Consider the following 20,933-nt stretch of genomic DNA (forward strand, 5'->3'; position numbering starts at 1 on the left):
CTAGCCGCAACCCGGAGACAGCGGCTGGCCTGGATGCAGCAGGTTCGATTCAGAACAGCCGAGACTTTCGCCTTCCTCGAGTCGATGGCCAAGCGCGCCGCGACGGCCATCGACGCCGACATGTCCTGTTATGCCGCTGCCAATTCCCCCGGCATGGGCGCCGGCACCGAGCCCGCCAAAATGTGCTCCGCCGCCAAATCCTCCGATATGTCCGCCGCCGCCGCGCGCTTCCGCTGCGGCGGTAAATAAGCTCAAGGCAAGCAGGGTCGTCGCCAGGATCACTGTCAATCGTCTCATCATGACACTTCCTCTCGTGAATGAAGCGCCCCGTGTCGAAGGTGCCAGCTCAGCGAGCCGGCCGAGTTCTCCGACGGGTTCAACGTAGGCGCGTTCGACAGCGCATCCACTAAATTCGTCTTTAGGAATGCCGCGGGATATTTCGTGAGATTTTGTGCGCAGTCAGCGCGCTGAGCGGACCGATGAGGCGGCGCCGGGGCATGATCCGGAAACGTGAAAAGCCGCTTCCGGAAAGATAAGGATCTTGCTCAAACAAGAAAGCGATGAGACGCACGTGGGAATACGCGCGACCTTCGCGCGCTTCGATCTTCGAAACTATGAATTATGAGTAAGGAAAGCGGCCGGGACCGCATAAGCGGTCCGGCCTCTTCAGTCTCGACTGTCAGGTTGACCGACAGTACACTCGATTTTCCGGCCAGTGACGGCCCAACGTTCGGCGGTGGTCCGAAGCGACCGGATCAATAGTAACCGTAGCCGTAACCGTAGTAGCCGTAACCGGTGCCAGGTTCACAGGGAACGTTACCGTTGGTCCAGGGCTGCGACGCAAACGCGCCGACGCGCGGGGCAGGGATGCAGCCCGGTCCGCCGACATACACTTGTTCCGGCGCCGCAAAGGCAGCGGCATTGGCACGCGCGACGTGCCGCGTGTGTTCGCGAGCCATCGCGGGAGTCGCAAGCGTCGCCGCAGCGACCAGCGCGATCGACAAGAACTTCATTGCAGACATAGGTGTTCTCCATCAGGAAGCGGAGCCAATGGAGCGTGGCTCCCCTTCGGAAGTGCGGATCGCGACGGGCCGTTTAAAGAGGGAATCACCTCACGTTCTCTCAATGGCGCGTGAGCGTGTTCGTGAGGAGGTTGTGGGCCGCAGGCGCTCGCTCGCGATGATGTTACAGCGGCAAGCAGCTTGATTTCAGCCGCAACGAACCGCCGTCGAAAGCGTGCGCATTTCGGCCTGCCACGGCGCCATTGCATGCTGCGCGGTGGCGATCGTCACAACTTCGCTCCAGCGTGAAAGGAAGGCGTCGACGCAGGCAGGGTCGAACTGGTGCGCCTTGTTGTCCTCAAGGTAACGACGCGCGTCCGCAAGCGGCATCGGATCCTTGTAGGGACGCTTCATTGTCAGCGCATCGAAGACGTCGGCGACTGCGACGACGCGGGCCGCGACCGGAATGTCGGCTCCCTTGAGCCCGTTGGGATAGCCGCCGCCGTCCCAGCGCTCGTGATGAGCGGCAGCGATCTCGGCCCCAAGCTGGATCAGTTCGCAATGGCTGTCGGCAAGGATGCGTCCGCCGATCACGGCGTGGGTGCGGATGATCGCGATCTCCTCCGCGTTCAGCCGGCCCGGCTTGAGCAGGATGCTGTCCGGTATCGCGACCTTGCCGACGTCGTGCAGCGGTGCCGCAAGATAGATGTCGCGGCACAGCCGGGGTGGCAGGCCGAGCTGTTCGGCAATGAGGCGACTGTATTTTGCGACCCGAAGCGTGTGCTCGCCGGTGTCGTTGTCGCGATATTCGACGGCGAGCGCCAGACGCAGAATGATTTCCTCCTCGCGCTCCTGCAGCTTCTGCGTGGCGCCGGCGACTTCCCGGACGAGATCGTCGGCACGGTCATTCAGTTGCCGAACGGCAATGCCGAGCCGGACAAGATTTCTCAGCCGAACCCTGGTCTCGAGCGTTTGCGGATGCTTCGGCAGGAAATCGGTCGCGCCGGCCTCGAGCGCCTTGATCCGCACTTCGTCGGTCTGTACCGAGGTGATCATCACGATCGGAATATCGGCGAAGTTCTCGAGCGCACGGAGCTCGCGGATGAAGGTGACGCCGTCCATTCTCGGCATCTCATAGTCCACGAGCACGATGTCATACTGGCGTTGCATGGCCGACGTCACCGCCTGCAGCGGGTCCGTGTACGCGCTGACCTGCACGGCTCCGTCGGCTTCCAGGAGCCGCGTGAGGAAGTCGAGGACAGAGCGACTGTCGTCAACGAGAAGCGCTTGTGTGAGCATCGGGTGTCCGGGTACGCAGCGGTTGGTTGTACAGCGACCAAGAGCTACTGTGTGGGCTCTTAACGTCGACCTAAGCCTGACAATCGCCGATTGCACGGCAAGTTCGATGCGCGTGAATGCAGGCGTGAATCGTACCGGGCTACCCATCGAATCCTGCGCACCGTAATCGTACGGTCATCTTGCATGGATTCGAGATCGCGGTTGATTAACATCTTAATCACCATCTCTGCCGATACTTCAGCCGAAAGAGATTCGCATTCCGACTAAAGCGAATCACTGGGAATGCGGGGGACGGCGAATGGCTGAAGTGACGGAGCCCAAACGGTGGCTGCAGTTGCCACCGGACTGCAGCATCGCGTCGATCCGCCAGGTCTATGAAACGATCCGCGAGGCCTTCAAGCGGAATGATCGGCTCGAGATCGACTGCTCCGCTGTCGACAAGGCCGACGTCACGTCGATCCAGCTTTTGCTTTCCACCGCAGAGACCGGCAAGGCGCAGGGCCGTCCGGTCGTCCTGACTGCGTTCTCGCAAAGCCTCCGCAACACCCTTCGCCGCGCGGGTTTCTCCAGCGAGGCGATGATCGACCAGCATTTTCACAAGAAGGATGGTGCGTGATGGCTACAGTCCTGACGGTCGATGATTCCCCCAGCATCCGCCAGATGATCAAGGTCGTGCTCGAGCCGGCCGGTCATAACGTGATCGAGGCCGGGGACGGGGCGCAGGGCCTGGCGAAGGCACAGGCGGGCAAGCTCGATCTCGTGATCACCGACCTCAACATGCCGGTCATGAACGGCCTCGAACTGATACGGGCCCTGCGCAAGCTGCCGTCGCAGGTCGGTCTGCCCATCGTCTTCCTCACCACCGAGTCCAACGACGCGGTGAAGCAGGAAGCCAAGAGCGCCGGCGCCACCGGATGGATCACCAAGCCTTTCAAGCCTGAGCAGTTGCTCGCGGTGGTCAACAAGCTGGTGCGGTCATGAGCAGCATGGACCCGACGGAGATATTCCGTCAGGAGGCGAGCGAACTGTTCGAGACTCTCGAAGGGGCTTTGCTGGATCTCGGCCTGCGTCCCGATGACCGCGAACTGGTCGATTCGGCGTTTCGCGCCCTGCATACCATCAAGGGCTCAGGCGCGATGTTTGGCTTCGACAGGGTGGCCGCGTTCACCCACGAATTTGAGACCGCCTTCGAACTGGTCCGCAAAGGCGAGATCAAGCCTACGCACGAGCTGATCGCTGTCGCGCTGGCGGCGAAGGACTATATCCGTGCCCTGATCGAAGCGCCCGATGACGCTGATCAGATCATCGGCGACGCCATCCTGGATGATCTGAAGCGCTTCGTTTCGCCTGTGGGGCAGGACCTGCTGGTCGAGCCTGACGTCGACGGCCCGCCGGTAAGCGAGAGCCGTCCGGCAGGCTGGCAACTGCGCCTCGAATTCGAGTCGCACATTCTCCGCAACGGCTCCAATCCGCTCGACCTCCTCGACGACCTCTGCAAGCTCGGTCCCTGTTTCGTCGTGCCGGTCACGGATGGCGTGCCGCTATTGGACGAGCTGGAGCCTGAGGACTGCTATCTGAAATGGGACGTCACGCTGCATAGCGGCTGCGACAAGGCCGCCATCGACGACGTCTTCATGTTCGTGCAGGACGAGATGAAGCTGACGCTGGTGCCGCTGGCGCAGATCGAGCGCGCGGCGCCGGCGCTCGCTTTGCCGGTGGTGGAAGCTGAGCCGGCGGCTCCTCCCGCTCCGGCGCCGGCCGCTGCCCCGGTCCCCGTTGCGGCGGAGTCGGCCTTGCCGCCGGAGCGGAAGCGCGAGGAGCCGAAGCGCGCCGAAGAGCGCGGCATCGCCACTGTCCGCGTGCAGGCCGAGCGGCTCGACGAGTTGATGGACCGCGTCGGTGAGCTCGTCATCGCCCAGGCGCGGCTCAGCCAGTTGGCCGCGGCCGGCTCCGATCTCTCGATCAAGATGATCGCCGAGGAGATCGAGCGGCTGGCGGCTAGTCTGCGCGACACCACGATGGGCGCGCGGATGGTTCCGATCGGCTCGCTGTTCGGCCGCTTCCGAAGATTGGTCCACGATCTGTCCCGCGACCTCGGCAAGCCGGTCGAATTCGTCACCTCGGGCGAGGATACCGAGCTCGACAAGACCATGATCGAATGTCTCGCCGATCCGCTCGTGCACCTGATCCGCAACGCGATCGATCACGGCATCGAGGACTCCGAGACTCGCGCGTCGGCCGGCAAGACCGAGCAGGGGCGGATCGAGCTGCAGGCAATCCATTCCGGCGCGCAGGTCCTTGTCACCGTCAGGGACAATGGCGGCGGTCTCAACACCGCACGCATTCGCGCCAAGGCGGAAGAGCAGGGGCTGATCGCGCCGGGTACGGCGATGTCCGATCACGAGATCCACCAGTTCCTGTTCCATCCGGGGTTCTCGACCGCCCAGACCATCTCGGCGCTATCAGGCCGCGGCGTCGGCATGGACGTGGTCAAGCGCACCATCGAGAACATGCGCGGCTCGATCGATCTGTCGACCAAGGCCGGCGCGGGAACGTGCATCACGCTGCGCCTGCCGCTAACGCTCGCGATCATCGAGGGATTGTTGATCCGGGTCGGCGAGGGACGCTACATCATTCCGCTCCCGGCGGTCGAGGAGTGCGTCGAGCTCACGGCGGAGGAGGAGCGCTCGCGCGGGCGCAATTTCCTCAACGTGCGCGGCAATCTCGTGCCGTTCCTGCGGCTCCGCGACATTCTCGACGTGCGGGGCACGCCGGGACAGCATCAGAAGACGATCATCATCTCGACCGGAGAGACCCGCGTCGGGCTGGTTGCTGACCAGATCATTGGCAATCATCAGACCGTCATCAAGTCGCTTTCGAAGCTGCATTCCGACGTCACGATCTTTTCCGGCGCGACCATCCTCGGTGACGGCACCGCGGCGCTTATTCTCGACGTGGCGCAACTCGTCGCGCTGGCGCAGTCGCGCGCGGAGAAGCAGCAGATGAGCGAGGCGGCTTAGATGGCGACAGATCGGCAGCAAGACGCCGGAACCGTCCAGGACGGTTCGATGCAGGTGGTCATGATCGGGCTCGGCGACGAGAAATTCGCGCTCGATGCCGGTTTGGTGCGGGAGATCATCGATCCCGTTCCCGCAACCAAAGTGGCCGGCGCGCGGTCCTTCGTGCCCAGCGTCATCAATGTGCGCGGCAACGTCATTCCGCTGGCCGACCTGCGCATCCGTTTCGGGATGCCGCAGACCGAAGATTCCGCCGACACCCGGATCGTCGTGATCGAGGTCGGCATCGACAACGAGCCGGTTCTGGTCGGCCTCACCGCCGACAAGGTCTACGAGGTCACCGAGATCTCGCGGACCGACGTGCAGCAGACGCCGCGCGTCGGCATGCATTGGAAGCCGGAGTTCATCCGCTTCATCACCAAGTGGCGTGAAGAGTTCGTCATCGTACCGAACATGGAACGTATCCTGAATTGAGGAAGTCTCGGGGGCGAGACTTGAGGGGCTGAAAATGAGATTTACTGTCAAGGCGAAGTTGGCCTGTGCCTTCGGCGCGATCATCGTGCTGTCCGCGGTGAGCGGCGCTGTGGCCTACATGAAACTCAACGACATGGTGGCGACGACGGATAGCCTCGTCGCCCGCGCCGGCCGCATGGAAAAGGCAGCCGAACTCGAGAAGGACGTCCTGTTTCAGGTCCGGGCCGAGAAGAACGCGATCCTGGTGCCCGAAGGCGACATGGACCGGTTTTTGGCCGACATCGACAAGATTCGTGGCTCCACGTTGAAGCTGAAGGACGAGATTCATTCGGCCGCAAGCGAACAAGGCAAGCGGTTGATCGAGAACTTCACCACCGCCTATGCCAAAATGAATTCGGTACAGGACGAGACGCTCAAGCTGGCAAGAACCGACAGGACGAAGGCCGCCGAGCGATCGATGACCGTTGTCCGCCAGGCCGTTGCCGAGTCCATGGAGGCGGCCGACGCCTATATCGGCTACGCGAAGAAGGTCATGGCGGAGCAGGCTGAGCAGGCCAAGGAAGAAGGCCGCAGCGCGACCGTCATGCTGGCAGGCCTGGTTATTGCGTCACTCGTCGTCGGGCTCGGCGCGGCGATCTGGATCTCGTTCAGCATCGGCCGCGCCCTGGGTCGGGCGGTCGGTCTGGCCGGCGCAGTCGCCGACGGCGATCTCAGCCAGACCATTTCCGTCGCCAGCAACGACGAGATCGGCGATCTCGTCAAGTCGCTGAACGTAATGGTCGAGAAGCTCCGCACGATCGTCGCGGAAGCCCTGACGGCGGCGCAGAACGTCTCGGCCGGAAGCCAGGAGCTTTCGGCCAGCGCCGAGCAGCTCTCGCAGGGTGCGACCGAGCAGGCGTCTTCGGCTGAAGAAGCCTCCTCCTCGATGGAGGAGATGGCCGCCAATGTGAAGCAGAACGCCGACAACGCCAACCGGACCGAGAAGATCGCGACGCAATCGGCCAGGGATGCCGAAGCCAGCGGCGGCGCTGTCGGCCGGGCTGTCGAAGCCATGCAGACGATCGCGGAAAAGATCACGATCGTGCAGGAGATCGCGCGGCAGACCGACCTGTTGGCCCTGAATGCGGCGGTGGAAGCGGCGCGCGCCGGCGAGCACGGCAAGGGCTTTGCGGTGGTCGCCTCCGAAGTGCGCAAGCTCGCCGAACGCAGCCAGGCGGCCGCCGCCGAGATCGGCACGCTGTCAACCGAAAGCGTGAAGGTCGCGCAAGAGGCGGGCAGCATGCTCGCCAAGCTCGTGCCCGATATCAAGAAAACCGCGGACCTGGTGCAGGAGATCACGGCGGCCTGCCGCGAGCAGGATGTCGGCTCGGCGCAGATCAACCAGGCGATCCAGCAGCTCGACAAGGTCGGACAGCAGAACGCCAGCGCATCCGAGCAGGTCTCCTCGACCTCGGAAGAGCTCGCCTCCCAGGCCGAGCAGTTGCAGTCGACGATCGCCTTCTTCCGCATCGACCATGGCCGCAAGGCCGCTGCCGCGCCGATCGACAAAGCGGTCAGCCAACTGCGCGCGACGGCCGCGACAATGGCCGCCGCCGATCGCGGCGCCCGGAAGCCGCCGGCGGCCGAGACCAGGCCGCAGGGCCGTCGCCCGCTCAAGGTCGCCAATGGCGGCGGCTTCGCTTTCGCGCTGGACGGAGATGAGGACGACCGCGACGCTGACTTTCAGCGCTGAGGGGCGAAGCGTTAGTTGGTGGGTTAGCAGGTCGGATCGCTTGCCGTCCGACCAACCATTCGAGCATTTCTTTTGGGGGCTGAAATGAGACTTACCGTCAAAGCAAAGCTGGCCGGCGCCTTTGGCCTTGTCATCCTGTTGTCCATGGTCGCGGGCGCGGTGGGCTACGTGAAGCTCGGCGACATGGTCAACACGGCCGAGACTCTCGTTTCGCGGGCCGGGCGCATGGAAAAGGCTGCCGAACTTGAAAAGGGCATCCTGCTTCAGGTGCGGGCGGAGAAGAACTCCATCATCGCTTCGGAAAAGAACTATGATCAGTTCGTGGCGGAACTGGCGAAGATTCGCGAACAGCTCTTGAAGACCAGGGACGAGATCTACGCCGGGGCGACCGACAGGGGCAAGAAGCTGATCGATGCCTTCTCGGCCGCCTACGTCAAGCTGAATGCCTATCAGGACGAGACGGTTCGCCTCGCCAAGGTCGACAAGCTGGCCGCGACTGATCGCTCGATGAATGACGGTCGCAAGGCGGTCGCTGACGCGCTGGAGGCCGCAAACGCCTACATCACGCTTGTCAAGCAAGCGATGGCCGAGCAGACCGAGCAGGCAAGGCAGGACGGGACGCGCGCGGAGATGTTGTTGATCATCCTGGTGATCAGCTCCTTCTTGATCGCGGTGGCGGCAGCGACCTGGATCGCGCTCAACATCAGCCGCGGGCTCAGCCGTGCCGTCAATCTCGCTGATGCAGTTGCGATCGGTGATCTCAGCCAGAAGATCGACGTCGTCAGCAACGACGAGATCGGCGATCTCGTCAAGTCGCTGAATGCGATGACCGTGAACCTGAACCGAACGGCGGCCGTCGCCAACGAGATCGCGCAGGGCAATCTCATCGTCGAGGCCAAGCGCCTGTCGGACAAGGATACGCTCGGCATGGCGCTGGAGCGCATGGTCGAGAAGCTCCGCACCATCGTCGCGGAAGCGCTGACGGCGGCGCAGAACGTCTCGGCCGGCAGCCAGGAGCTTTCCGCCAGCGCCGAGCAGCTCTCGCAAGGCGCGACCGAGCAGGCATCGTCGGCTGAAGAGGCCTCCTCCTCGATGGAGGAAATGGCGGCTAATGTGAAGCAGAACGCCGAGAACGCCAACCAGACCGAGAAGATCGCGGGGCAGTCGGCCAAGGATGCCGAAGCCAGCGGCGCCGCGGTCGGCCGGGCCGTCGAGGCGATGCAGACGATCGCCGAGAAGATCACCATCGTGCAGGAGATCGCGCGCCAGACCGACCTCTTGGCCCTGAACGCCGCGGTCGAGGCGGCGCGCGCCGGCGAGCACGGCAAGGGCTTTGCGGTGGTCGCTTCGGAGGTCCGCAAGCTCGCCGAGCGCAGCCAGGCGGCGGCCGCCGAGATCGGCACGCTCTCCGGGGAAACCGTGAAGGTGGCGCAGGAAGCGGGCAGCATGCTGGCCAAGCTGGTGCCTGATATCAAGAAGACGGCGGAGCTGGTGGAAGAGATCACGGCGGCCTGCCGCGAGCAGGATGTCGGCTCGGCGCAGATCAACCAGGCGATCCAGCAGCTCGACAAGGTCGGCCAGCAGAACGCCAGCGCATCCGAGCAGGTCTCCTCGACGTCGGAAGAACTCGCCTCCCAGGCCGAACAGTTGCAATCGACCATCGCCTACTTCCGTATCGACCAGGCCAAGGACAGGCCGGCGGCTGCGATGCCGATCGAGCACGCCGTCGGCCAGCTCCGCGCGAAAGCCGCGAGCATGGCCGCCGCCGACCGCAACGCCAAAAAACCCGCGGCCAAGCCGGCGCGTGCGCTCAAGGCGGCCGCCGGCGGCGGTGGCTTCGCCTTCGCGATGGAAGATGGCGAGGACGCTCGCGACGCCGATTTTCAGCGCTAGCAACACGCGGGACCGGAAGGACGCAACATGGCCGGCACGGCTCAATATCTGACGCTCGGTCTTGCCGGGGAAACCTTCGGCATCAGCATCTGCAACGTTCGCGAAATCCTCGACATGCGCCCGATTTCGCGACTGCCGCACGCGCCGCATTTCATGCTCGGCATGATCGATGTGCGAGGGAGCGGCTATCCGATCGTCGACCTCCGTCTGAAGCTCGATCTGCCGAGCGTGCCGGCGACGGAGGCGACGCGCATCATCATCCTGGACGTGCCGATGAACGACCGCCTGGTTGGCGTCGGCTTCGTGGCGGACTGCGTGTTCGAGGTCACCGACATCGACGAGGGCTCGATCGGTCCCGTGCCCTCGGTCGGTGGACGCTGGCAATCCGACTACATCGCCGGCATCGGACGCAAGGGAGAAAAGTTCGTCATCATCTTCGATCTCGCGCGATTGATGGCCGACGCGGAAGTGCCCGCGGACGAAGCCCGGGTCGACGCATCAGCCGCAGCCTAGATTTACGAAATCGGCGATGCTGGGGGCAGGGGTACACCTATCCGATCGTCAATTCCGCACGATCGCTCAATTGATTGAGGGGCAGGTGGGCATCAAGCTGCCTGCCGGCAAGCGCCTGATGCTGGAGGGGCGGCTGCACAAGCGCGTCCGCGCGCTCAATTATTCCGGGCTCAACGAATATGTCGAGCATCTGTTCGACAATGGCCTGCCCGACAACGAACTCACCCATCTGATCGATGTGGTCACGACCAACAAGACGGATTTCTTCCGCGAGCCGGCGCATTTCACCTTCTTGAAGGAGGTTGCGGTGCCGGCGCTGCTGAAGCCACGCGGCCGCGGATCGCATGGGCTGAAGATATGGAGCGCGGCCTGCTCGACCGGCATGGAAGCCTATACGACCGCGATGGTTCTCGACGACATGACGAGGTCCGGCACCAGGTTCCAGTTTCGCATCCTCGGAACGGATATCTCGACCGCGGTCCTGCGGCTCGCCAAGGCCGCCATCTATACGCGCGACGTCATCGCGCCGGTCCCTGCCGAGTTCGTGAAGCGCTACTTCCTGTCGTCAAAGGACCGGTCGAGCAACGAGGTGCGCGTGGTGCCGGAATTGCGCCGACTGACGAATTTCATGCGGATGAACTTGATGGATTCCAGCTATCCCGTGGATCGCGACGTCGACATCATCTTTTGCCGGAACGTCCTGATCTATTTCGACAGGCAGACGCAGCGCAAGGTCGTCGATCAGCTTTGCTCGCATCTGCGGCCGGGGGGCTATCTGCTGGTGGGGCATTCCGAATCGATGATCCACAACACGGTGCCGACATTGAAGCAGGTTCAACCAACGATCTTCAGGGTCTAGCGCATGGTCAACACGGCAATGCCCAGGCAAAAACTTCGCGTGCTGATCGTGGACGATTCGGCGTCGGTCCGCCAAATCCTCACGAGCATCCTGAGCGAGGATCCGGATATCGAGGTGATGGCGACGGCGTCCGATCCGTTCGCCGCGGCGCGGCGACTGCAGAACGAGTTGCCCGACGTGATTATCCTCGACATCGAGATGCCGCGCATGGATGGAATCACCTTCCTGCGCAAGATCATGGCGCAGCGCCCGATCCCGGTGATCATCTGCTCCTCGCTCACCGAAGAGGGCTCCGATCAGATGTTCGAAGCGTTCGAGGCCGGTGCGGTCGATATCGTTCCCAAGCCGCGGATCGATACGCGGCAGGCGCTCCTGGAATGCTCGAGCCGGCTGCGCGAAGCCGTGAAGTCGGCCGCGCGCGCGCGTGTGCGCCCGCGTCTGCAACGGCGCATCGTCGAGAAGAAGCTGACCGCGGATGCGATCATGCCGCCGCCGATCCAGGGGCGTTCGCGGCCGACCACCGAGCGCATCGTCTGCATCGGCGTCTCGACCGGCGGCACCGAGGCGCTGCTCGACGTGCTGGAGGCGCTGCCGCCGAATTGTCCGGGGATCCTGATCGTCCAGCACATGCCGCAGGGCTTCACCGCGGCGTTCGCGCGGCGTCTCAACGCTGCCTGCCAGATCACGGTGAAGGAGGCCGAGGATGGCGAGCCGGTGCAGCCAGGCTGCGCCTATATCGCGCCCGGCGCCCGCCACATGCTGCTACAGCGCACCGGCTTGCGTTACAGCATCGCGATCAAGGACGGTCCGCCGGTGTCGCGGCATCGGCCCTCGGCCGACGTCCTGTTTCGTTCGGCGGCTCAATATGCCGGCCGCAATGCCCTCGGGATCATCATGACGGGGATGGGCGACGACGGCGCAAGGGGCCTTTTGGAGATGCGCAAGCTTGGCGCTGCGACGCGCGCGCAGGATGAGGAGAGCTGCGTGGTGTTCGGCATGCCGAAAGAGGCGATCGCACACGGTGCCGTCGAGAAGGTGGTCTCGCTCGGCCAGATCTCCCGGGAAATCATGCTCTGGCACCAGGCCGGACAACCTGCTTTGACGGAATGATGCAATGATCTCTACCGACGTCCAGACCGACACGATTAGCGCGGCACTTGCCTCCATCGAGGACGTGTCATCCCGCATCGAGGCCAGTTTTGCGAAAACCGGCAATCAGCTCGGTCGCGGTCACGCCCTGTTCAAGGAGCTGGAGGGCGCGCTCACCGGGCTCTCGCGCGAAATGTCGGGCGCCGAGATCGAAGGCGCTTCGACGGCGCTTCAGGATATCGCCGGCCGGTTGAACGCGCTTGCCGAAGCGCTGCCGGCAGAAAGCGCGCTTCTCGGCCGGATCGGCGAGGATGCCGAGGCGGCATCCTCGCAGATCGCGCCGCTCTTCAAGCACATCCAGATGATCTCCATCATCGCACGGAGCGCGCGCATCGAGGCGGCCTCGCTCGACGGCGACCGCGACAGCTTCCTTGATTTCACCAAGGAGGCGTTCGAGCTCGGGCAATCAGTCCAGCATTCGATCGAAGGCTGCGCGCGCGATCAAAAACTGTTGTCGCTGGCGGTCGAAACCGCACTCAATCGGCAGAAGGAATTCGAGAAGCTCTATCGCGAGCAGCTGCTCTCGGCGAGCGCCGGCCTGATCTCGGCCTACGCAGGGATGCGCGAGCAGCAGGACAAAAGCGTCCATCTTGTTGCGTTGGCGGGCAGCAGCACCAAGAAGATCGCCGATGCCGTCGGCAGCGCGATCGTCTCGCTGCAGTCGGGTGACAGCACGCGGCAACGTCTGGAGCATGTCTGCGGCGGCTTGCGCCGTGCCGCCGGGACGCCGGCGCGTATCGTGCCGGCGCTTGAGGCGGATGCCGGCGCGCAAAGAGCCCAAATCGTCTGCCAGCTCCAGGCCGCGCAGCTCAAGGACGCAGAGCGCGAATTCGGCGATGATATCGGCGCGATCGTCCGTTCGCTGAATGCCGTTCTTGCCGATGCGACCGGCGTCGTCGCGCAAGGTCGTTCGGTCTATGGCGGCCACGACGGCGAGGCCCCGTCGTTCCTTGCCGTCATCAAGCAAACGCTGGCGCAGGCCTCGGAACTGATCGCGACTTGCGAGAGTTCCGGCAAATCGGTCGATGCCGCGCTCTCCGTCGTCGAGGATACGCTCGGCAAGTTTCGTCTGGCGATCGCGGGCCTTGGCGAGGCCGTGGTCGACATCATCCTGATCGGCATGAATGCCAGCCTCAAGGCCGGCCATCTGGGCGTCAAGGGCAATGCGTTTGTCGTGATCGCCAACGAACTCAAGGTGACTGCGGATCAGGTCTCCGCCGGCGCCTCCAGGTTGAAACCGATCCTCGACCGGATCGAGCGCGCTGCCGGCGATCTGAAGGAGCTGCGCGATCGTGGAAATCCCGCGCAATTGACCAGGCTCGAACCTTCGATCATGCAAACGCTGCAGGAGATCGAGGCCGGCAACGAACGGCTCGGTCGGCTGATGGACCGGCTTGTCCGCGAGGGCGCCGAATTCGAGGCGTTGATGGGTGGTGCCCGCGATCTGATGACCGCACTCGGCGAAGCGTCGGCGTCTCTTCCGGCCGCTGCCGCGCGCCTCGAGGCTTCGAGCGTGATCGCTGGAAAGCTGTCGCTGACGTCAAGCGATGAGGTGGTGCTGGACGATCTGGTCGCGCAGTACACGATGGAACGGGAGCGGCAGGTCCATCGGGATTTCCTGCAACGCCTTGGCTTGAAGTCAAAATCCGCGCCGCGCCGGACGGAACCGGAAGTACATGACGACGGCGTGTTGTTGTTCTAGAGCGTTTTCGAGCGAAGCATGTCCTCGGACTTGATCCGAAGGTGGACACCGGTTCGCATGGCGATCAAGTTTACGCAGATTGCCTAGACTGATCTGCGTAGAAACGCGTCGATTCTGATGACGGCATCGAATACCGCCGCCGTAAAATGCGTGACAGCCGGTGGTAAAAGTGATGACCGTCGAGCGTGCTCATCGCGCTCGAACAGGCCTCGCCGGCAGCGTGGCGGGAATAGATTCTTGTCACAGAAAGGCTATATCAGGTAGCTTCCGGCCCAAGCCTTAGCTGCGCGCCTCGCTGGCGAGCCGATTTGCGGGCCGGATGATTTCACGGAAGGCAGGTACGAACGAGATGACCGGATGCTAGCGCGGGGGGCGCGATTGGGGGCCCATGTCGGTGCCTCACCGGTTACCACTGAGACGGCGGTTCGACCTGTTCTGCCGGTGCTTGCGCTATTTGTCGTCGCCCGCCTCTATCCGGTGTGCGCGGTCCCCACAGTAAGCACGTCGCGATGAAATTTTTCGCAGCCCATGAGGATCCCGATGCCTCGCTGTTGGGGCAAGGCTTGCGGCTGATGCTGTTTCCGGCGATCGTCGGGCTGCTTTTCGCCGGCGGCGTGTATTGGCTTCACCTTCAACTGTACAGGTCCGCCGGACAGGCCGAGCCGAAGGCGTTCGTCGAGGTCCGGCTGTTGCCGCGTCCGGATCCGCTGCCGATTCCTGTGAACCAGGCGTCGCAGTCAACGGCCGTGAACGCGGCAAATCCGGGCAAGGTCCGACTGAGACGCCGGCCGACACGTCGCGCAATGCGCTGGCGTCACTGCCGGCGGAAGAGACGTCGTCTTCCGAAGCGGCCGTTTCGAGCAGGATCCCGCAGCGTTCCGCGGACGCCGTGCCAAGCCCCGCGAAGCTGCAGTTCAGGGACACCCTGATGCGTCATATCGACAAATTCCAGCGCTATCCGCGGGCCGCCAAGCGGCAGCATCTGCAGGGGACAGTGCTTGCGGTGTTCTCGGTCGGCCGCGACGGCAAGCTGCTCGGCGCCTGGGTCAAGACCAGCTCCGGTCAAGCCGTGCTCGATCAGGCCGCAATCGATACCATTTGGCGCGCCCAGCCGCTGCCGCAGATACCACCGGCTCTTCCCGATTCCATGACAGTGGAAGTCCCGCTCGGCTTCGATCCGTCGTGAGACGCCCGGCTGACGAATTGGGCCAGCGGCTCAAGCAGGGATTCGCCGAGTTCTGTCGGCCCCGTACTCCACGCTCGGCGGCTTGGTCGGGAGCGCTCGCACGAAAGAGGGCCCGTAGCCCGGGTGGAGCGCCAGCGTAACCCGGGGCCGCTCGCACCCGTTGATGCAGATGTCCCCGGGGGTACGCGTTCCGCTCCACCCGCGCTACGAAGCTGCCCTCGGGATTTATTGCGCTGTGTCAAACGATTGCCCGCCGGCCTGGCTAGGGTCGCCTCCGGACTTCCGGAGGTATCATCTTGAACAGTGCCCCTGACCTGACCATGGATGACGGCGCGGTCGGCTCGCTGCATCCGCGTGGCGCGTGGACGGTTGCCAATGTCGAGATTTTGGAGCGGCTGTGTGCGGGCATCCAGCCGCGCGTCGCGCAAGGCATCCGCAAGATCGACCTGAGCGGGATCACCGCGCTCGACACTGTGGGCGCGTGGCTGATCGAGAAAATGGCGCGCAGCGGGCCTGCGCAGACGACTGAGGCCGAGATAACCGGCCTTTCCGCCAGCTATTCCGGATTGATCGGCGAAGTGCGGAAGCTAAACCGCACGGCGCCGACCCCTGCGCGGCACACCAACGCGCTCGCCGACCTGCTCGAGCGGGTCGGGCGCGGCGTCACCGCCGAGAGCATGGTCTTTCTCGACATGCTCGGCAGTGTCGGCATCGCGCTGTTCCGGACGCTGCGCCATCCGCGATCGTTCCGCTTCACCTCCACCGTCTATCAACTCGGCCAGGTCGGCTGGCGCGCGATCCCGATCATGGCGCTGATCACGTTCCTGATCGGCGCCATCATTGCCCAGCAGGGCATTTTCCATTTTCGCAAGTTCGGCGCCGATTCCTATGTCGTCGACATGGTCGGCATCCTGGTGCTGCGCGAACTCGGCGTCCTGATCGTCGCGATCATGGTGGCCGGACGTTCCGGCAGCGCCTACACCGCCGAGATCGGCTCGATGAAGATGCGCGAGGAGATCGACGCGCTCACGACCATGGGCCTCGATCCCGTCGAGGTCCTGATCCTGCCGCGCGTGCTGGCGCTGGTGATCGCGCTGCCGATCCTCACCTTCCTGGGGTCGATGGCAGCGCTGTATGGAGGCGGGCTCGTCACCTGGCTCTACGGCGGCATGGGCCCGGCGATCTTCATCGCGCGGCTGCACGAGGCGGTCTCGATCAACAGCTTCGAGGTCGGCATGATCAAGGCGCCGTTCATGGCGCTGGTCATCGGCCTGATCGCGGCGAGCGAAGGCCTCCGCGTCAAGGGCAGCGCGGAATCGCTCGGGCAACAGACGACGTCCTCCGTCGTCAAGTCGATCTTCCTGGTCATCGTGCTCGACGGCCTGTTCGCCGTGTTCTTCGCCTCGATCGGAATGTAGCCGTGACCGAAGAACGTATCGCCATCCATGTGCAGGATCTCGTCGTCGGCTTCGGCCGCAAGATCGTGCTCGACCATCTCAGTCTCGATGTCCGTCAGGGCGAGATCCTCGGCCTGGTCGGCGCCTCCGGCGGCGGCAAATCCGTGCTGATGCGCACGATCATCGGATTGCTGCCGAAGCGCGGCGGCATCATCGAGCTTGCCGAAAACGACGCCAGGAGCGGCGTGCTGTTCCAGCAGGGCGCGCTGTTCTCGGCGCTGAACGCGCGGCAGAACGTGCAATTCCCGCTGCGCGAGGCCGCGCATCTGTCGCCGTCTTTGCTGGACGAGATCGCCAATGCGAAGCTCGAGATGGTCGGCCTCACCGTCGACGATGGCGACAAGTTTCCCTCCGAACTTTCAGGCGGCATGGTCAAGCGCGTGGCGCTGGCCCGCGCGCTCGCGCTCGATCCCGCGCTGCTGTTCCTGGATGAGCCGACCTCGGGGCTTGACCCGATCGCCGCGGGCGAATTCGATTCCCTCATCAAGACGCTGCAGCAGACGCTTGGCTTCACCGTCTTCATGGTCACCCACGACCTCAACACGCTCTACGCGGTGTGCGACCGCGTCGCGGCGCTGGCCGACGGCAAGATCGCCGCGCTCGGTCCGCTGAAATCCGTGCTGGAATCCGATCATCCCTGGGTGCGGGCCTATTTCCACGGCGCGCGAGCGCAAATGCTTCATCTCAACGCTTAACGGAACGACATCAATGGAAACGCGCGCTCCCTTTATCGTTGTCGGCGCCTTCGTCCTGGCGGCGATCGTCGCCGTGTTCGGCTTCGTCTACTGGCTCAACAACACCGGCGGCATCGGCAAGCGCGAGACCTACCAGGTCGTCTTCAACGGTCCCGTTCCCGGCCTGCTGGTGGGCGCTGCGGTGCTGTTCAACGGCATCCGCGTCGGCGAGGTCACCGCGCTCGAATTCGTGCCGGACCGGCCGCGCGACATTCATGCCACCATCGCCGTGCTCGAGCACACGCCGGTTCGCGCCGATACCAGGGTCGGCCTCGATTTCCAGGGCCTGACCGGCGTGCCCGTGGTGGCGCTGGAAGGCGGTGAGCGGATCGACGCGCCACGCGTGCAGGGCCCGCTGATCGCCGAAAAAGGCGCAGGGCAGAGCATGACGCAGGCCGCACGCGACGCGCTGCGCAAGGTCGATACCGTGCTCAGCGACAATTCCGCAACGCTGCATGATGCGATCGGCAACATCGGCACCTTTGCCGAAGGGCTCGCGCGCAACACCCCACGCCTGGACAATATCATCGCCGGGCTCGATCGGACGATGGGCGGCGGTGGTGCCACCACGCGCAAGGCAGTCTACGACCTCAGCCCTGCCAGCCGGTTCGATGCGCCGATCCATCCCCTCAAGGGAACGCTTTCCATTGCCGAACCGACGGCGATCACCGCCCTGCAGACCCAGCGCTTCCTGTTCGCGGGCGACGACGACAAGGATTTCGCCGACGCGCAATGGAGCGACGCGTTGCCGCAGTTGGTGCAGGCGAAACTGCTGCAGAGTTTTGAGAACTACGACATCGCCCATCCGCCGTTCCGGCCCGACGCCGCGCCGGAAGGCTCGTCCCGCCTGCTGCTCGACCTGCGCCGGTTCGAGATCGTGACAGCGCCGCAGCCGCGCGCCGCAATCGCGCTGTCCGCCAAGCTCCTCGATTCATCAGGACATCTGCGCGCCGCGCGCGTCTTCCAGCAGGAAGCGCCGATCGAGACGCTGGCGCCCGCGCCAGCGGCAAAGGCCTTCAACGCTGCGTTCGATGCGCTCGCGCGCGACCTGATCGTATGGACGGCGGCCCACGAAAACGAATCATCCAAGTAGGATCCATTGGATGCGGCCTTTGCTCAAAGAAAAGCTGCTTGACGTCCTCAAGGCCGTCGCACCGCTCATCGGCATCGTCTGCATCCTTCAGGCGACGGTCGTTCAGGCTCCGGTCGGGCTGTTCCTGCAGTTTCTCGCGGGCTCGATCCTCACCATCGTTGGCATGCTCCTGCTCTTTACCGGCATCGATCTCGGCATCCTGCCGATGGGACGATTCATCGGGGCCGAATTGCCGAAAAAGGGATCCATCGCACTGATCGTCGCGGTCGGCTTCTGCCTTGGCTTTGCGACGACCGTCGCGGAGCCTGATGTGCTGGTTCTGTCGCAACAAGTCGACGCGGTATCCCGTGGCACGATTTCCGGGCATGCGATCCTGTATGTCGTCGCGTTCGGGGTTGCGGCATTCGCCGCCTTCGCAATGGGACGGATCATTCTGGGCTGGTCGATGCGGTCGCTGCTTACGGTCGCCTATGCGCTGGTGATTGCGCTGGCCTTCGTTGCGCCCGCGCACTTCACGCCTCTCGCCTTTGATGCCGGAAGCGTCACGACCGGCGTGCTGTCGGCTCCGGTCGTGATTGCGGTTGCGATCGGCTTGAGCTCCGTTCTGGCCGGACGCTCGGCGGTATCGGATGGATTCGGGCTTCTGGGATTTGCTTCGATCGGCCCGATCGTGGCGGTTCTGTTGGCGGGGTTGCTGCTGTCATGACCGAAACCTGGACGGCAGAGATAGCGGCAACCGCCTGGAGCGTGATCTTCGCGATCGCGCCGCTGGTGGTGCTGTTTCTGCTTTTCCAGTTCTTCTTGCTCAGGCTGCCGAAGCGCCAGGTGGCCGACATTCTGAGAGGAACGGCGATTGCCGCGGTCGGGCTTTTCCTTTTCCTGCTTGGGGTCGGGATCGGATTCCTGCCGTTCGGCCGGGCCATCGGCGAAGCCTTTGGCGCGCTGGAGCAAACCTGGTTCATCATCCTGGCCGGATCGCTGCTGGGCTTCCTCACCACATGGGGCGAGCCTGCCGTGCGCATCCTGGCAAACCAGGTCGAGGAAGCCTCGAACGGCTCCATTCACGGAACGTTGGTCCTGTATTCGGTCTGCATCGGCGTCGCCTTATGGGTCGGCCTCGGCATGCTCAGGATCGCGTACGGCATTCCGCTGCTTTATCTGATTGTGCCAGGCTATCTTCTCGTGATCTTTTTGATGCGACTGAGTGACCGAGATTTCGTTGCGATCGCGGTGGATGCCGGAGGCGTCGCCACAGGCCCGCTCGCCAACACGTTTCTGTTGGCGCTCGCTTTGGGGACCTCTGCGGCGATGGGAGATCAGGATCCCATCATCCACGGCTTTGGTTTTGTGGCGCTGATTGCCGTGGCTCCGATCATCTCGGTCATGATTCTGGGACTTCTCGTCCGCCTGAAAACGCGCGAACAGGAGAAATAACGATGCAGGGCCCATGCTTGATTGTGAGCATCGTCCGCAAAGGGTGGGGCGATACGGTGCTGGAGGCAACGATGAGAGCCGGCGCACACGGCGGCACGGTGTTGTTCGGGCGTGGAATCGGGCGCAACGAGCAGCAGCGTGTTTTCGGTATCCAGATCGAGCCGGAAAAGGAAATCGTCCTGACGGTCATTCCGGAGGAGCTGAAGGACACCGTCCTTCAGGAGATCGTCCTCGCCGCGGAATTGACCCGGCCGGGCCACGGGCTTGCCTTCGTCGTGCCGGTGGAGAAGGTGGCCGGCATTGTCCATCTCGTGCAGGAGCCGACGTGACTGCTAGGCGGCTGGTGGTGCGGCGGGTTCCCTGATCATCAGGACGTCGCATGGCAGTTCGGCCATGAGATGTTTGCCGACGCTTCCGACCAGCATTTCGGAGAGCGCGCCACGGCCCTCGGTGCCGAGCACGACAAGGTCGATGTCCATGTCGCGCACGCCCCGCCGCAGCACTTCATCCGGCGTCCCGAATTCGATGAAAGAACGTGCGCGCTGCCTGATCGTCTCGCCGCATGTCACTGTCGTCAGGAAGGCTTTGTATTCCTGCTCCACAGCCTGCTGGGTTTGCCGTCGATAGGCAGCGGAATCGTGGGCCAACCCGCTCATCGGCATTTCGTATGCGTGGAATATCATGAGCGCCTGCTCGGGGAAGCACTGGACCGCGGCGTCGAGCGCATGGCGTGATGCATCGGAAAAGTCGATCGCTGCGGCAATGCGGCCGTAAGCCCGCTGTCCCCTTTTCTTCACGATCAGGGTGGGTGTGCGCGAACTGCGAAGCAGGCGGTCGACCGTCGTACCAAGGAAAAGTCGGCCGAATGGCTCATCCCTCGCAACGCCGGTTATGATGAGATCGCATCCTTTCTTTTCGGCGGTGCGCACGATCGCCTCGGCCGGGTCGCCTTCGTCGATCACGACATCGGCTGTCTTCGCCAGCGGGCCGATATCCGCCAGCAACTGCTTTGCCGCCACGCTGACGGGATCGGGTGGGCGTCGCCAGGATGGAACGGTCGGATCGAAATCCGCATCCTGGAGGTTTTCGAGAACGTGCAGGATCACGAGCTTTGCCTGCCACGACTGCGACAGCAGCACGGCGCGATCGAGCGCGCGGTCGCAGCGAGGGCTGAGATCCGTGGCAAGCAGGATCGATTTCGGCGGTTCTTTCGTCGGGCTTGCTTCGCTCATGTGACGCTACCTTTCAGCCGTGCGGCAGGCTCCATTCAATTCGCCGAAAGCACCGGTGTCCTGTTCGTCGCCGCGATGCGATCGTCCGGGTTCCAGCACGTGACCGCAACGGTCTTGGCTGCGACATTTCGTTCACCTGCTTCCGTCGCAATCGCGTT

21 protein-coding genes are annotated in these 20,933 nt (G+C 63.7%); 17 read left to right on the plus strand and 4 right to left on the minus strand.

Features of this window, described 5'->3' with window-relative positions; all coding sequences use genetic code 11:
• From K288_RS50530 to K288_RS0113570, 3 genes are all read right to left on the minus strand, one after another.
• Positions 1–297, minus strand: coding sequence for a hypothetical protein (locus tag K288_RS50530; protein ID WP_152535507.1), 297 nt, complete (start codon positions 295–297; stop codon positions 1–3).
• 458 nt (positions 298–755) lie between these two features.
• On the minus strand, positions 756–1,022 hold the full coding sequence (locus K288_RS0113565; protein WP_027580045.1) for a hypothetical protein: 267 nt from the start codon (positions 1,020–1,022) through the stop codon (positions 756–758).
• A gap of 186 nt (positions 1,023–1,208) precedes the next feature.
• Positions 1,209–2,300: an HD domain-containing phosphohydrolase gene (locus tag K288_RS0113570; protein WP_027580046.1), complete on the minus strand. Its 1,092-nt coding sequence runs from the start codon at positions 2,298–2,300 to the stop codon at positions 1,209–1,211.
• A gap of 298 nt (positions 2,301–2,598) precedes the next feature.
• Here K288_RS0113570 and K288_RS0113575 point away from each other — a divergent pair, with 298 nt between their 5' ends.
• The 17 genes from K288_RS0113575 to K288_RS0113655 all read left to right on the plus strand — a co-directional run bounded on the left by K288_RS0113575 (position 2,599) and on the right by K288_RS0113655 (position 19,872).
• Positions 2,599–2,916 carry an STAS domain-containing protein gene (locus K288_RS0113575; RefSeq protein ID WP_027580047.1) on the plus strand — a complete coding sequence of 106 codons (318 nt, stop codon included), beginning with the start codon at positions 2,599–2,601 and terminating at the stop codon, positions 2,914–2,916.
• Positions 2,916–3,281 (plus strand): response regulator, encoded by a 366-nt coding sequence (locus tag K288_RS0113580; RefSeq protein WP_027580048.1) that lies wholly within the window; start codon positions 2,916–2,918, stop codon positions 3,279–3,281. Before K288_RS0113575 ends, K288_RS0113580 begins: the two co-directional genes overlap by 1 nt.
• Entirely contained in the window at positions 3,278–5,320 is a 2,043-nt protein-coding gene (locus K288_RS0113585; RefSeq protein WP_027580049.1) for a chemotaxis protein CheA, read from the plus strand. The genes K288_RS0113580 and K288_RS0113585 overlap by 4 nt, the downstream gene beginning before the upstream one ends.
• Positions 5,321–5,791 carry a chemotaxis protein CheW gene (locus K288_RS0113590; protein WP_027580050.1) on the plus strand — a complete coding sequence of 157 codons (471 nt, stop codon included), beginning with the start codon at positions 5,321–5,323 and terminating at the stop codon, positions 5,789–5,791.
• Positions 5,792–5,825: 34 nt separating this feature from the next.
• Positions 5,826–7,523 carry a methyl-accepting chemotaxis protein gene (locus K288_RS0113595; RefSeq protein WP_027580051.1) on the plus strand — a complete coding sequence of 566 codons (1,698 nt, stop codon included), beginning with the start codon at positions 5,826–5,828 and terminating at the stop codon, positions 7,521–7,523.
• An 84-nt stretch (positions 7,524–7,607) separates the two neighbouring features.
• Positions 7,608–9,416 carry a methyl-accepting chemotaxis protein gene (locus K288_RS0113600; RefSeq protein ID WP_027580052.1) on the plus strand — a complete coding sequence of 603 codons (1,809 nt, stop codon included), beginning with the start codon at positions 7,608–7,610 and terminating at the stop codon, positions 9,414–9,416.
• A 27-nt stretch (positions 9,417–9,443) separates the two neighbouring features.
• Complete coding sequence (locus tag K288_RS0113605) at positions 9,444–9,929, plus strand: chemotaxis protein CheW (protein ID WP_027580053.1); 486 nt, start codon at positions 9,444–9,446, stop codon at positions 9,927–9,929.
• A gap of 16 nt (positions 9,930–9,945) precedes the next feature.
• Complete coding sequence (locus K288_RS0113610; protein WP_027580054.1) at positions 9,946–10,788, plus strand: protein-glutamate O-methyltransferase; 843 nt, start codon at positions 9,946–9,948, stop codon at positions 10,786–10,788.
• Between the two features lie 18 nt (positions 10,789–10,806).
• Positions 10,807–11,898 carry a chemotaxis response regulator protein-glutamate methylesterase gene (locus K288_RS0113615; RefSeq protein WP_027580055.1) on the plus strand — a complete coding sequence of 364 codons (1,092 nt, stop codon included), beginning with the start codon at positions 10,807–10,809 and terminating at the stop codon, positions 11,896–11,898.
• A gap of 4 nt (positions 11,899–11,902) precedes the next feature.
• Entirely contained in the window at positions 11,903–13,639 is a 1,737-nt protein-coding gene (locus K288_RS0113620; RefSeq protein WP_027580056.1) for a hypothetical protein, read from the plus strand.
• Between the two features lie 889 nt (positions 13,640–14,528).
• On the plus strand, positions 14,529–14,825 hold the full coding sequence (locus K288_RS45445; RefSeq protein ID WP_051334522.1) for an energy transducer TonB: 297 nt from the start codon (positions 14,529–14,531) through the stop codon (positions 14,823–14,825).
• 320 nt (positions 14,826–15,145) lie between these two features.
• Positions 15,146–16,243, plus strand: coding sequence for an ABC transporter permease (locus tag K288_RS0113630; RefSeq protein WP_051334523.1), 1,098 nt, complete (start codon positions 15,146–15,148; stop codon positions 16,241–16,243).
• A 2-nt stretch (positions 16,244–16,245) separates the two neighbouring features.
• A complete protein-coding gene (locus K288_RS0113635; protein ID WP_027580058.1) occupies positions 16,246–16,977 on the plus strand; it encodes an ATP-binding cassette domain-containing protein in 732 nt (243 codons plus the stop codon).
• 13 nt (positions 16,978–16,990) lie between these two features.
• Positions 16,991–18,109, plus strand: a complete 1,119-nt coding sequence (locus tag K288_RS0113640; protein ID WP_027580059.1) for an MlaD family protein — start codon at positions 16,991–16,993, stop codon at positions 18,107–18,109.
• A 10-nt stretch (positions 18,110–18,119) separates the two neighbouring features.
• On the plus strand, positions 18,120–18,815 hold the full coding sequence (locus K288_RS0113645) for a DUF1538 domain-containing protein (RefSeq protein ID WP_027580060.1): 696 nt from the start codon (positions 18,120–18,122) through the stop codon (positions 18,813–18,815).
• A gap of 41 nt (positions 18,816–18,856) precedes the next feature.
• The gene (locus tag K288_RS0113650) at positions 18,857–19,543 is read left to right on the plus strand and encodes a DUF1538 domain-containing protein (protein ID WP_244443140.1); all 687 of its coding nucleotides are present in this window, start codon (positions 18,857–18,859) and stop codon (positions 19,541–19,543) included.
• 2 nt (positions 19,544–19,545) lie between these two features.
• Entirely contained in the window at positions 19,546–19,872 is a 327-nt protein-coding gene (locus K288_RS0113655; RefSeq protein WP_043159803.1) for a P-II family nitrogen regulator, read from the plus strand.
• 3 nt (positions 19,873–19,875) lie between these two features.
• Here K288_RS0113655 and K288_RS0113660 read toward each other — a convergent pair whose 3' ends face one another.
• Positions 19,876–20,775 carry a universal stress protein gene (locus K288_RS0113660; RefSeq protein ID WP_043159805.1) on the minus strand — a complete coding sequence of 300 codons (900 nt, stop codon included), beginning with the start codon at positions 20,773–20,775 and terminating at the stop codon, positions 19,876–19,878.
• Positions 20,776–20,933 lie beyond the last annotated feature (158 nt).

Origin of the sequence: Bradyrhizobium sp. Ai1a-2, from assembly GCF_000426245.1 — a bacterium.
Taxonomy (GTDB): Bacteria; Pseudomonadota; Alphaproteobacteria; order Rhizobiales; family Xanthobacteraceae; genus Bradyrhizobium.

Excerpts from the sequence above, each read along its gene's own strand:
- K288_RS0113595 (WP_027580051.1), top strand. The coding sequence starts at position 5,826 with ATGAGATTTACTGTCAAGGCGAAGTTGGCCTGTGCCTTCGGCGCGATC.
- K288_RS0113640 (WP_027580059.1), top strand. The coding sequence starts at position 16,991 with ATGGAAACGCGCGCTCCCTTTATCGTTGTCGGCGCCTTCGTCCTGGCG.
- K288_RS0113570 (WP_027580046.1), bottom strand. The coding sequence starts at position 2,300 with ATGCTCACACAAGCGCTTCTCGTTGACGACAGTCGCTCTGTCCTCGAC.
- K288_RS0113620 (WP_027580056.1), top strand. The coding sequence starts at position 11,903 with ATGATCTCTACCGACGTCCAGACCGACACGATTAGCGCGGCACTTGCC.
- K288_RS0113645 (WP_027580060.1), top strand. The coding sequence starts at position 18,120 with ATGCGGCCTTTGCTCAAAGAAAAGCTGCTTGACGTCCTCAAGGCCGTC.
- K288_RS0113660 (WP_043159805.1), bottom strand. The coding sequence starts at position 20,775 with ATGAGCGAAGCAAGCCCGACGAAAGAACCGCCGAAATCGATCCTGCTT.
- K288_RS0113655 (WP_043159803.1), top strand. The coding sequence starts at position 19,546 with ATGCAGGGCCCATGCTTGATTGTGAGCATCGTCCGCAAAGGGTGGGGC.
- K288_RS0113600 (WP_027580052.1), top strand. The coding sequence starts at position 7,608 with ATGAGACTTACCGTCAAAGCAAAGCTGGCCGGCGCCTTTGGCCTTGTC.
- K288_RS0113630 (WP_051334523.1), top strand. The coding sequence starts at position 15,146 with ATGGATGACGGCGCGGTCGGCTCGCTGCATCCGCGTGGCGCGTGGACG.
- K288_RS0113580 (WP_027580048.1), top strand. The coding sequence starts at position 2,916 with ATGGCTACAGTCCTGACGGTCGATGATTCCCCCAGCATCCGCCAGATG.
- K288_RS0113615 (WP_027580055.1), top strand. The coding sequence starts at position 10,807 with ATGCCCAGGCAAAAACTTCGCGTGCTGATCGTGGACGATTCGGCGTCG.
- K288_RS0113585 (WP_027580049.1), top strand. The coding sequence starts at position 3,278 with ATGAGCAGCATGGACCCGACGGAGATATTCCGTCAGGAGGCGAGCGAA.
- K288_RS50530 (WP_152535507.1), bottom strand. The coding sequence starts at position 297 with ATGAGACGATTGACAGTGATCCTGGCGACGACCCTGCTTGCCTTGAGC.
- K288_RS0113605 (WP_027580053.1), top strand. The coding sequence starts at position 9,444 with ATGGCCGGCACGGCTCAATATCTGACGCTCGGTCTTGCCGGGGAAACC.
- K288_RS0113610 (WP_027580054.1), top strand. The coding sequence starts at position 9,946 with ATGCTGGGGGCAGGGGTACACCTATCCGATCGTCAATTCCGCACGATC.
- K288_RS0113575 (WP_027580047.1), top strand. The coding sequence starts at position 2,599 with ATGGCTGAAGTGACGGAGCCCAAACGGTGGCTGCAGTTGCCACCGGAC.
- K288_RS0113565 (WP_027580045.1), bottom strand. The coding sequence starts at position 1,022 with ATGTCTGCAATGAAGTTCTTGTCGATCGCGCTGGTCGCTGCGGCGACG.
- K288_RS0113590 (WP_027580050.1), top strand. The coding sequence starts at position 5,321 with ATGGCGACAGATCGGCAGCAAGACGCCGGAACCGTCCAGGACGGTTCG.